This window comes from Lysinibacillus halotolerans, assembly GCF_003711845.1.
GTDB lineage: Bacteria > Bacillota > Bacilli > Bacillales_A > Planococcaceae > Ureibacillus > Ureibacillus halotolerans.
This window is the reverse complement of record NZ_RHLQ01000034.1, coordinates 23,303-35,301: the sequence shown is the minus strand read 5'-3', so window position 1 is coordinate 35,301 and position 11,999 is coordinate 23,303. Positions and strand designations below refer to the sequence as shown.

At 35.7% G+C, this 11,999-nt stretch carries 11 protein-coding genes; 5 read left to right on the top strand and 6 right to left on the bottom strand.

All coding sequences use genetic code 11. The features are described from left to right. Positions 1-307: 307 nt before the first annotated feature. Positions 308-721: an NUDIX hydrolase gene (locus EC501_RS13055; protein WP_122972745.1), complete on the bottom strand. Its 414-nt coding sequence runs from the start codon at positions 719-721 to the stop codon at positions 308-310. Positions 722-1,221: 500 nt separating this feature from the next. Between EC501_RS13055 and EC501_RS18505 the strand changes: the two genes are divergently transcribed. The 3 genes from EC501_RS18505 to EC501_RS13045 all read left to right on the top strand — a co-directional run bounded on the left by EC501_RS18505 (position 1,222) and on the right by EC501_RS13045 (position 4,128). Continuing rightward, entirely contained in the window at positions 1,222-1,359 is a 138-nt protein-coding gene (locus tag EC501_RS18505; RefSeq protein ID WP_174232695.1) for a hypothetical protein, read from the top strand. A 384-nt stretch (positions 1,360-1,743) separates the two neighbouring features. Next, positions 1,744-2,826: a glutamate 5-kinase gene (gene proB, locus EC501_RS13050; RefSeq protein ID WP_122972744.1), complete on the top strand. Its 1,083-nt coding sequence runs from the start codon at positions 1,744-1,746 to the stop codon at positions 2,824-2,826. 36 nt (positions 2,827-2,862) lie between these two features. Then, positions 2,863-4,128, top strand: a complete 1,266-nt coding sequence (locus EC501_RS13045; protein WP_174232694.1) for a glutamate-5-semialdehyde dehydrogenase — start codon at positions 2,863-2,865, stop codon at positions 4,126-4,128. Between the two features lie 45 nt (positions 4,129-4,173). Here the strand turns inward: EC501_RS13045 and EC501_RS13040 are convergent, their stop codons facing one another. Further along, the gene (locus tag EC501_RS13040; protein ID WP_122972743.1) at positions 4,174-5,136 is read right to left on the bottom strand and encodes a hypothetical protein; all 963 of its coding nucleotides are present in this window, start codon (positions 5,134-5,136) and stop codon (positions 4,174-4,176) included. Further along, the gene (locus EC501_RS13035; protein ID WP_122972742.1) at positions 5,126-5,638 is read right to left on the bottom strand and encodes an RNA polymerase sigma factor; all 513 of its coding nucleotides are present in this window, start codon (positions 5,636-5,638) and stop codon (positions 5,126-5,128) included. The genes EC501_RS13040 and EC501_RS13035 overlap by 11 nt, the downstream gene beginning before the upstream one ends. 129 nt (positions 5,639-5,767) lie before the next feature. On the opposite strand from EC501_RS13035, the gene EC501_RS13030 reads away from it, so the two are divergent. Beyond that, on the top strand, positions 5,768-6,256 hold the full coding sequence (locus EC501_RS13030) for a hypothetical protein (protein ID WP_122972741.1): 489 nt from the start codon (positions 5,768-5,770) through the stop codon (positions 6,254-6,256). 28 nt (positions 6,257-6,284) lie between these two features. Here EC501_RS13030 and EC501_RS13025 read toward each other — a convergent pair whose 3' ends face one another. Beyond that, entirely contained in the window at positions 6,285-6,635 is a 351-nt protein-coding gene (locus EC501_RS13025) for a DUF3889 domain-containing protein (protein WP_241559348.1), read from the bottom strand. 173 nt (positions 6,636-6,808) lie between these two features. Here EC501_RS13025 and EC501_RS13020 point away from each other — a divergent pair, with 173 nt between their 5' ends. Then, a complete protein-coding gene (locus tag EC501_RS13020; RefSeq protein WP_122972740.1) occupies positions 6,809-8,266 on the top strand; it encodes an aldehyde dehydrogenase family protein in 1,458 nt (485 codons plus the stop codon). 53 nt (positions 8,267-8,319) lie between these two features. Here the strand turns inward: EC501_RS13020 and EC501_RS13015 are convergent, their stop codons facing one another. Together EC501_RS13015 and argH are read right to left on the bottom strand one after the other, a co-directional pair. After that, positions 8,320-10,218 (bottom strand): N-acetylmuramoyl-L-alanine amidase, encoded by a 1,899-nt coding sequence (locus EC501_RS13015; protein WP_122972739.1) that lies wholly within the window; start codon positions 10,216-10,218, stop codon positions 8,320-8,322. Between the two features lie 367 nt (positions 10,219-10,585). Continuing rightward, entirely contained in the window at positions 10,586-11,977 is a 1,392-nt protein-coding gene (gene argH, locus EC501_RS13010; protein ID WP_122972738.1) for an argininosuccinate lyase, read from the bottom strand. Positions 11,978-11,999 lie beyond the last annotated feature (22 nt).

The following is an 11,999-nucleotide window of genomic DNA, read 5'->3' as shown; positions in this document are numbered from 1 at the left end:
ATAGACATGGTTGGACCATCTTATCGAATATTAGATACAAAAGAATGGCTAGAAAATAGTTCGGTTTAAGTGGATCAGTTTTTAATTAATAAATGGCTCAATTTTTACTTGCGAAATACAATGGAGTATATTATGACTCCATTCGAATGGGGATGCTTCGAGAAGAATGGGAAAATAGAAGTTAAAATTTATATTTGAAAACTAGTACTTGCGTGACAGTTAACTAGTATGTTGCTTTAAGCATACTACGTAGAGCCGTCACGCTTTATTTATGTCTGAACTCTCAAATTATGGTTTTATTTCGATATTAAAAAATATAATCTAAATAGTCTCCGTGGCCCCTAACTAACTCAACTTCCTGTTGATCATTTATCCAGAAAAAATGAAAAGTGAGTCCCTCTTCTGTTCCCCCACCAGTTGGCTGATAGTCCCACTCATCAGGAGCATCTTCTACTAAAATTTTATAAAAGTATCGGTGATGAATGACCCCATCATCGTTTTCCCAAAAATCTTCAGCTACCATACGATCAACAACAAATTCGGTTAGACCCGTTTCTTCTTTCATTTCTCGAATTACACCTTCAAGGGGTGTTTCATTTGCATTAACTGTTCCTTTTGGTATTTGTATACCCGCTTCCAAATTGATGTGCTGAAATACTAGTACTTGAGGGGCACCTTCTTTCATTCTTATTACATATCCGTATGCCTTTTTAATTTCCATTTTTACTCCTCCAAATTTCCCTTTATAACATTTAGTTTACATAATATAATTATTGAAAATTACAAAATCTATTTCTTTTATTATATAAAACTTTCATTCAGTTTATATATTGTCACTAAAATATGCATGACATTTTTGTAAAATTTTATGAAACCGGAATCAAAATGAACAATATGTGAAATAGTTCACTATCCATTTTCTTTTACTAATTTTCCATGTACAATGGTCTCAAATTGGTATAACAATAATTCAAGAAGTCAATGGATTGTGTTATAACAAGAAAATTTCATAATGGAGGAGATCCTCGAATGTGGGTGTTAACAGTCTTCGAAAACAATTCGTATCGAATGTTTGAATTTGAAAATGAATTGGAAGCAAAACTTGTACTAAAGGAACAACAATCCGCCATTCTTTCCTTTACAAAGTAACTCGATCAATTTTGTGAAAATAAAGTTCCTGATTTTGGATAAAAAATTAAAATTCTAGGAGGCGACCCTAAAATGTGGGTTCTAACAATTTTTGAACAAAACACTTACCGAATCTTTGAATTTGAAACAAAGGAAGAAGCCGTTCAAGTACTTGGAAAAATGAAATCACCAGCTATCCTTTCATATACGAATTTAACTTTAGTTGCATAAATAACACCACGAGTCGAAATCCTTAAGCGAAACATTATCCATTTCATCAATTCAAAGATACAATGTTATTGACAAATATTTTAAATTGTTGCATATTTATTCAAAAAGAAAAATCAGCGTAACGAAGACTAGTATGTGAAACCCTATTGGAAAGAGAGCGATGTTCACCGGCTGCAAAACATCGTACAAAAAGGATCACGGAACCTACTTCGCCAGCTTCTAGAAAACTAGACGCAGACTCTAGCGTTATGAGCACAAAGTGGGATTTGCAATGGCAATCCAAGCTAGGTGGTACCACGGAAAAGTAGCCTTTTTCGCCCTAATTTTCAGGGTGAAAAAGGCTTTTTATTATTGAAAGATACAAAAGGATAAGGAGGTATATCGATGAAGAAAAAAAGAATTGTTGTGAAAATTGGAAGTAGCTCCCTTACAAATGCGAAAGGAGAAATTGACCACGAAAAACTACAAGATCATATCGGAGCACTAGCAATTTTAAAACAGGAAGGTCATGATGTATTACTCGTTTCCTCAGGTGCAGTTGCTGCTGGATTTCGTAAGTTGGGCTACCCTTCTCGACCAGTTACTTTAAAAGGAAAACAAGCAGCGGCTGCTGTTGGTCAAAGTTTACTTATCCAATACTACTCAGAATCATTCCACGATCATCAAATAACAGCAGCGCAAATTTTATTAACACGAACAGATTTCTCAAAGAAAGAACGATATAAAAACGCCTATGCCACCTTTACGGAGTTACTTCAACGAGGCGTCCTTCCCATTATTAATGAAAATGATACAGTATCCATAACAGAACTAACTTTTGGAGATAATGATATGTTATCTGCTCTAGTAAGTGGGCTTGTCCATGCGGATCACCTTATTATCTTAACGGACATCAACGGTTTTTATGATGACAATCCTTTTAAAAATCCAAATGCTAATCGTATTCATCACTTAAATGAAATTACAGATGACATGCTAACTTTAGCAACGGATAGTGGTTCGAAGGTTGGTACTGGCGGGATGCAATCGAAACTAATGGCAGCTCGTACTGCCTTACAAGCAGGTGTTCAAGTTTTTATTGGAACTGGAAAAGGTCCAACAAAGTTACTCGAAATTTTAAATGGGTATGGTGATGGTACTTATATTGGAAAGGATTTGACTGTCCTAGCTAATCAAAAGCAATGGTTATCCATTACAGAGGTATCTGGAAAGTTGTTTATTGATAAAGGGGCAGAAAAAGCTATTCTAATGAACGGCAAAAGTCTTTTACCCGCAGGTGTATATAAAATTGAAGGCGAATTTTGTAAAGGGGATGTTGTCGAAGTATATGGTGAATCGAATTTGTTAGGTCGAGGTGAAGTCCTTTATTCTAGTGAAGAATTGTTACAAGCACTTGGAAAAAGAACGAATGAAATTGATGTAACTTCCACTGAGGTCATTCACCGGGATAAATGGATCAAAGCATAATCGACATAGCTAAATTATTTGTAAGGAGGAGTATTCATGACAAAAGCGATAATTGACAGTGAAGTTCAAGCAAAAGGGAAATTAGCTAAAAAGGCAAGTTATATAATGAATGTTAAAACAACTGCTGAAAAAAATGAAGCATTATTAAAAATCGCCGAACAGCTAATAATTGATAAAGATGTCATCCTATCAGCAAATGAACAAGATTTAGTGGTAGGAAAGCAAAATAATATTCCCGACTCAACATTAGATCGAATTATGTTAAATGAAAGTCGTATCGAACTAATGGCTAAAGCGATTCATGACCTTGTTCAATTACATGACCCAGTTGGTGAACTTCTTGAATCAACAACGAAAGAAAATGGTTTATTAATAGAAAAGCGTCGTGTTCCCCTTGGTGTAATCGGCATGATTTATGAAGCTCGTCCGAATGTAACAATTGATGCAGCCACTCTTAGTTTGAAAACAGGTAATGCCGTTATATTACGAGGAAGCTCTTCTGCTAAACATTCAAATAAAGTACTTGTGGATACAATTCACCGCGCATTACATAACACCACCCTTCCATTAGATGCTGTACAATTAATCGAAGATACGCGTCACGAAACTGCAAAGGAACTATTCCATTTAAAGGAATATTTAGATGTGTTGATTCCGCGTGGAGGTAAAAATTTAATTGATTTAGTTGTGAAAGAAGCAACTGTTCCCGTTTTAGAAACAGGAGCTGGTAATTGTCATGTGTATGTTGATACGACGGCTAATTATACGATGGCATTAAAGATCATTCTAAATGCCAAAATCCAACGCCCTTCTGTTTGTAATGCCGCAGAAAGTTTACTCATTCAACAGGATTGGTTTGAACGAAACGGTAAACAGTTATTACAACATCTACATGAAGCAAATATTCATATTATTGGTGATTCAAAGGTGTGTGAAGTATTCCCACATGCAACCGTTGCATCAGAAGAGGATTACGCAACGGAGTATTTAAGCTTAACTATAAGTGTCAAAGTAGTTGAAAATTTGTATGAAGCCATTAATCATGTCAATACGTACAGCACAAATCATTCCGAATCCATTATTACGGAAGATCCAATAGCAGCACAAACCTTTTTAACTAGTGTTGACTCAGCTGCTGTTTATCATAATGCTTCTACCCGTTTTACAGATGGATTTGAATTTGGCTATGGCGCTGAAATCGGCATTAGTACTCAAAAACTTCATGCCAGAGGACCAATGGGTTTACCTGCCCTTACTTCAGCTAAATACTTTGTTTATGGAAATGGTCAAGTAAGGGAATAAACATAAAGGTACTTTAAACTACTACGGTTTAAAGTACCTTCTCATTTAAAAATAAGTTAATAATATTAAAAATATCAAAGCAATGAACAAATTTAAACTTAAAAATTTCCAATGAATCGGTTGTTTTGTTCTTCTATAACTTATTAGTTCCTCAATGATAAAAACAGAAATTAGTATTAAAATACCCACTCCGAAATGAATCGTTCCAAAATAATTAATTATTTTATTAATTATATAAACACTTACTAATGTAAGTAGAATATTTACGATAGAAGATTGTTTCTTTTTAGGCTCAATCTTAAATTTCTTTTGTTCCTTTTTATTAATGACAATGGATATTCCTATAATGATAATCACCAATAAAAATTTCCAGATAAATGTCCATCTTGTGAATTGATGTTGACTATGAATTTCATCGGTTAGTGCAGTAATTGTTCTCCACTCTTCATTGGATAAGGCATATTTCATGTTCGCATTTGGATCGTACAAAAAATTAACATGTTCAGAAACTTCCCCTTCAAAAGACTGCTTTAAATAAAGTTCTTCCCCATTCGAAAAAGTAAAATGAATATCTTCAATGACTTCTTCTTCAAAAGTACCATCCCATGGTATTGCCCGTTCCCTCGCTGACAATAAAATAGGAATAACGTCATCAAAAACTTCACTTGTTGTGATAGATTCCTTGAAAGGATAGAAAATGGACCTTAAGTTTAACTGACGCTGTGGATTTTTATTTTCTAAAATAATCACTTTTTCTATTTTTGTATGTTCATTAATGTTTCCAAAAGGGGTCGCCGTTACATCTTGCTGAATCGAAGTAGAAGCAAAGAATGACGCAAATAATAAAATAGCAATCGCACATGTACTGACAAGTACCAATCGATATATCCAACGATTTCGAATGCTTTCCTTTTTCACTTTTTTCATAATAGCTTGTTTTGAATTATCTTTCGTTGTCCCATCTCGATATGGTCGAACCATTTCCCTTAATTGATCATCAAGATTCATGCTCCTCTCCCCCTTTCAATAGAATTTGTTTTAATGCCTTCATTCCTCGCTCTGTACAATTTTTAACTTTCGCTTCTTTCCATCCAAGGATTTCTACTGATTCCTTTATTGAAAAGCCTTCTATTTTTCTTAGTACAATGGCTTCTCGATAGTCCAATTTCAATTGATGTAATGCCTCGTATAATCGTTTGGATTCTTCATGATTTTCTAGCCACTTTTCTGGTGTAAATACAGTTTCTCTATTGTCATACTCCTTTCGGAAAGGTAAAAACTGAATGAGACGTTTTCGACGAAAATAGTCATAAGTTAAATTCCGCGCAATTTTCATTAACCAAGTGAAAGTACTAGCCTCTTGACGAAACGAAGTAGAATATTGCATTGCTTTTATAAAGGTTTCTTGCGTTAAATCTTCAGCCGTTTCGGTATGTCCGACTAAAAAATATATGTATTGATAAATACGGTCACTATGTGCCTCATATTCCTTTTCGAAATTGAAAGTCAAAATCTCACCTCCACCTATATAGACGATTATGATAGTGAAACGACTCAGTATGCTACAAAAAAATGATAATTAACATAAAATTGCCATATACATAGTAAGACATATACTTCTTTGTAATGGAGGAATGCTTTGAATAATTTAAAGTATATTACCTTTTTAATATTTCTTTTTCCCTTTTTTCTAATTGGTTGTTCGAATTCGGAATACGAATTGGAGATGCCAACATCCAGTTCAAAACTAACTACTCCTCCAAAAGTTGAAATTGAAATCGATAATGAAATTTATCCAACTTTCCAAGGCTCCTACTGTTGGAATACAGACAAAGTATCCGAATGTGTAGATATGGTCACATCTACTGAAATGATGGATAGTATAAAGGGTATAAAAGTTTCACGAAATGAAAAAATAATGTTACACATCGAACGTAAACCTAGTTCCCAAAACGTTACCGTAACAGATAGCTCGGGACAAACGGAACAGTTGAAACTGGATAAAGACACCTTTTCAGCCCCAATTGTACGAGGTACATATGTCGTAACTTACTATGGTGTTTGGGAAAAAGATGATAGAAACTCAAGTGGTGATAGCTCATACATTTTTAAAATGGAGGTAAAATAAAACGCAAGGCATAAAAGCCTTGCGTTTTTTATCGATCCGTTTCTGTAAATTGAATGTCAACTATTTCTTCTGTTTCATTATTTATCGATATGTCAACAAATACTCCAAATTCACGATTATCTACCGCCCTTAACCAAAGTTTAAATTTCTCTACAGAATGAACCGTTCCGACTTCTTTACCTATATGCAAATAGTCAATTACATCCGCAGAAGGATATTTCTCCATTACTTTTTGCATCGCTATTCTTCCCCATTTGGCATAAGAAGGAACTATTTCTTCTGCGCTCGTCATATTGTCATTTGGAGGTACTGTCAAAATCTTTCCGATTGCAATCGTACTTAGTATTACGAATACCGAAATCGCAATTTTTGTTTTCAACTGCTCCTCGCCTCCTTTTCGTTAGTCTTTTCTAATCGAATGAACATATTCCTATAATTTGTATGTATTAATTAGCAATGTGCACAATAATATCATTTTAATTTTTGGTGCAAAATAAACAGGAAAAATTAATTTGAACGATCCAGACGTTCAAAATTACGGAGGAATATTCATTGAACCAATTTACAACATTAAATCAAAGTTATTTAAACGGCAAATGGGTAGATGGGGATTCAGGAAGCAGTTTTGATATTACGAATCCCTTTGATGATGAAGTGTTAGCTACTGTCCAAATGGCTTCAAAGGAGCAAGTCGACCTTGCCTTTTATGATGCCCATAAAGCTCAAAGAAAATGGGGAAAAAACCATGAACTACGGCGAAAAGTAATTGAAAAAGCCATTTCGTTTTTTGAAAAAAATAAAGAGGCCATTATTGATTTACTAATCATAGAATCAGGCAGTAGCTTTATTAAAGCAACGGTCGAATATGGGAGTACCGTTTCAGTAATGAAAGAAGCATTAACAACAATTGATAAAGTTTATGAAGTGCGTACAGAGCAATCTGTAGTACCAAATAAAATAAATGAAATCCACCGATTACCTTTAGGTGTCGTATCATCCATCGCTCCCTTCAATTTCCCCCTTTATTTATCTATGCGTACAATTGCTCCTGCCCTTGCATTAGGGAATGCAGTCGTACACAAAGCGGATTTACAAGTGAGTTTGTCTTCCGGCTCATTAATAGCAAAAGCGTTTGAGGAAGGTGGTATTCCTCCAGGAGTCTTTCAAAGTGTACTTACTAAAACTTCAATCATTGGAGATTTAATGGTGGAACACCCTGTCGCTCGTTTAGTAAGTTTTACTGGGTCTACAGAAGTAGGAAGGCATATAGGTACAGTAGCAGGTGGCTTATTTAAACGGGTAGCATTAGAACTTGGCGGTAATGCTCCCTTTGTCGTCTTATCAGATGCTGATTTAGAACAGGCAGTTAAGGCAGCAGTTTTCGGAAAGTTCCTTCACCAAGGACAAATTTGTATGATTACAAATCGTATCATTGTTCACGAAAAACTATATGACGCATTTGTACAAAAATTTGTAGAACGGGTAAAAAGTTTAAAATACGGGGACCCAAGAGACCATGAAGTCATTATCGGACCTATCATAAATAAAAAACAAATCGATTTTTCTTTACAAAATATCGAAAAAGCAAAGGCACAAGGTACAGAAGTTCTTTTAGACGGCCAGTTAATCGGTAATGTGTTAACACCTACTATTTTTGGAAACGTACGAAATGATAGTGAACTTGCTCAAACAGAATTATTTGGTCCCATCGTTCCCATTATTAAAGCTTCTTCCGATGATGAGGCAATTGAATTTGCGAACCATACCATTTATGGGTTAAGTTCTGCCATTTTTGCAGGAGATTTGGATCGGGCACGAGAATATGCCCTTGATATCGAGTTTGGGATGACCCATTTAAATGACCAAACGGTAAACGATGAACCGAGAGCACCCTTTGGAGGTATGCGTGACAGTGGTGTAGGACGCTTTGGTAATCCGTGGATTGTCGATGAATTCACTGTAACAAAATGGATCTCCGTACAAACAAAACCAAGGGAATATCCGTTTTAAGTAAAAAAAGCCACTATTAGAATGGCTCTCCATTCTTTAGTGGCTGTTCCTATTTACTGAAGATTAACAATTTGAACGTCTTCTTTTTTTACAAAACCTAAACGGTGATTAAAGTAAATTTGATAGTATTTATCCTCTCCAATCACTACTTTATAAGATGTTGGATCATTATAATCTTTCGCATAGTAATAGGAAGATGCAATTGGACCACTTGCAACGTACATATCTCCTGCTGGTAATTGATAAAGTGGTGTTGTAACTCCTCTTGAACCTTCTCCAATCCCTGTCCCTTCGTATGCTGCAGCTTCTGGATATGCTGCTCCATATACTGGGATACTTTCTTTACCTTCTTTAGGCGTTATTAAAATTCCATTACCCGGTATCGAATTTTTTTCATGGGGATTATAAAACCATGCGACTTGTCCTCCATAGTAAATCGCAGTCCAATCATTTTGTTGAGCTAACTTATAATAAGTTTGACCAATTGCCGCTTTATTTCCCCAATCATTAATCCGATTCGTTCCCCCATTACTTAAAAGAGGATCTTTTACAAGGGGGGATTCAAAACTAGGCAGCGTATAAAGGGGGATCAAACTAGAAGATTTCGGTTCAAGAATAGTAGAGCCGTAAGTAAAAATAGGCTTATTCGTATGATAATTAGGTCGAATCGTTATCATATTGCTGTTGTGATCACCATCTGAAGGATTAATTGGTTCTCCTAACAGATTAAAGAAATGGGACCAATCCCAATAAGCTCCTGGATCCCAGTGCATCGCCGCTTGTCTTGCCGGTGTCAATCCTGGCACTTCATCATGACCAATAATATGTTGTCTATCAAGGGGGATATTATATGTCTCTGCTAAATATTTTACTAATTTAGCAGATGATCGGTACATTTGTTCACTATACCAATCCGCGCCTTCAACAGCAAAACCTTCATGCTCAAACCCAATGGAATGGGCATTAAAATACCAGTTTCCTGCATGCCAAGCCACATCTTTCGGTCGAACCATTTGGGTAATCGTTCCATCATCCGAATCAAGTACGTAGTGGGCACTTACATATGATTGGGCTTGGAAATGATTAATTGCCGATTCACTGCTACCTTCGATATCATGAATAATAATGTAACGAATATCTAACCCATCGTCAGGTCTTTCGGCCAAATCATAATTCCCGTAATCCCTTGAACTACTTGAATATTGTTCATAAGTAGCAGGAATAAACGTACATTCCAATCCATTGGGACAATCTGCCCCTGAAGATTCTGGATTTCTTAAGTTAATATTTTTAGCTGTATGTTTATTCGGTTCAATTTCCATTCCTTTTAAAGTTACCTTTTGTCCGTTCACAGTTGTTCTTTCGACTCCCGTTTCTATCGTAGTAAAAACGCCTTCAGCAAATTCTTCTGCTACACTTTTAATATTTGATCCACTAAATAACATAACGACACCATACCAATCACCAATCTCAACTGGTATTTTCCCTACTGTTTCTGTTGCATATTGTGCCAAAAGAGCAGCTCCGCCCCTTATATTTTGTTCGGTATTCGTTTTTAATTTTTTTTCATCAATACCAAGCAACTGTGCTGCCATACCTAAAGAGTCCTTTGAGAGATCGGCTGTAGATTGTAAATTTGCCTCATTTTTTCCTTTTGCATCAATATTCAAATCCAAATCGATTAAATTCATAACACCGTAGCCGCCGACTTCACTATGACCTTCATGTTCATTCCAACGGGATTGATGATAGGATACTGCCATTAAAATTTCTAATGGAACATCAAATTCTTCTGCAGCTTTTTTAAAAGCTTGTTGAAGTTCTTCTGAATTAGATGCAGCTCTAATTCGCTCATTGTTCGATTGAAAAATAACAAAAGAACTCACTATTAATGCTACCATTGAAATAAAACCGATCACGCTTTTTAAAATTTTACTAGTGAAAAAGCTCAATTTCTATCCCCTCCTCTTATTTTCATTAAGGTAAAATGAAAATAGTATTCTGTAAAAGATAGAGATAGACCTTCCTCTTTTATAAAAACAGCGCTATATACCTGTACTTTCAACATAATCTTTAATAATACCGAATACAAAATTACAAATTATGAAATAAGTCCTTATAAAAGATCAAAAAAACCGTCTCGCGACTCCGAGACGGTTTATGTAACTTTATATGTTCACTCCTACTTTATAAAAGTAGTCGTTCCTTATAAAGTTTCCTTCTATCAAGTTGCCCTCTGGCTTCTTTGATAAAAGTCGGCTATTTATTGTGCATCTCTGTACAACATTAATAAATAGACCTATATGCTAAATCCTTAAATTAGGATTGCATGAAAAAATGATTTAAACATGCTTTTGCCTTTTCAAGTTGCAATCGAACTTGGTCAAAGCCAGTACCTCCAAGGGAGTTACGACGACTTACTGCCGCGTGTGGCTTCAGTACGATATAAACATCTTCTTCAATTAAATCGCTTTCTAATTTCATCTCTTCCAAAGGTAAATCTAATAAAAATATTCCCTTTTGAATACATGTAAAGACAAGTTTTCCTGTAACTTCATGAGCTTCACGGAATGGCATGCCCTTCGTAGCCAAGTAGTCTGCCAATTCAGTTGCATTGGAGAAATCACTATGCACTGCCGCATTAAGCCTTTCTGTATTTACAGTCATTGTGCGAACCATACCTTCGAAAATTTTCAATGCACCAAGGATTGTATGAACTGTGTCAAACATTCCTTCCTTATCTTCTTGCATATCTTTGTTATAAGTTAATGGTGTGCCCTTCAACACCGTTAATAGTCCGATTAGGTTACCATATACACGACCTGTCTTGCCTCGTATAAGTTCTGCCATATCAGGATTTTTCTTCTGAGGCATGATGGATGAACCTGTTGAAAAGGCATCATCTAATTCAATAAATTTAAATTCATCAGTTGACCATATAATAATCTCCTCAGCAAAACGAGATAAGTGGGTCATTAATAAGGAGGCATTTGCTAAAAACTCTACTATAAAATCTCGATCGCTAACCGCATCCATAGAATTGGCATAGACATTACTAAAGCCTAATAATTGAGCGGATTTTTCACGGTCAATTGGGAAAGTAGTTCCTGCCATCGCCCCTGCCCCTAAAGGTAGTATGTCGATTCGTTTCATCGATTCAGTAAATCGTTCTTTGTCCCGCTCAAGCATCCAAAAATATGCCATTAAGTGATGGGCAAAGCTTATAGGTTGAGCCCGTTGTAAATGAGTATAACCCGGAGCTATTGTTTCCACATGTTCTTCAGCTTTTTCGACGATTGTTTTTTGGAAAAATTCAATAAGCTCCACAACTTCTATTACTCTTTTTTTCAAAAACAAGTGGACATCTGTCGCAACTTGATCATTTCGACTGCGCCCTGTATGCAGTTTACCTCCAACAGGCCCAATTAAGTCCGTTAACATTTTCTCTAAATTTAAATGAATATCTTCGTTTGCAACCGTAAACTCGAGTTCTCCAGCCTCTGCCTTTGATTTTAACTCTGCTAAGCCACCTAGAATTTGCTCTACATCTTTAGAGTCTAAAATTCCCTGATCACCTAACATTGTTACGTGCGCAATACTACCTTCGATATCCTCCATAACTAACTGTTGGTCAAAGCCTATGGAAGCTCCAAATTCGTCAACCCAACTTTCTGCGGACTTTTGGAAACGTCCACCCCATAATTTCGTCATCATTTCACCTACTTTGTAAGAG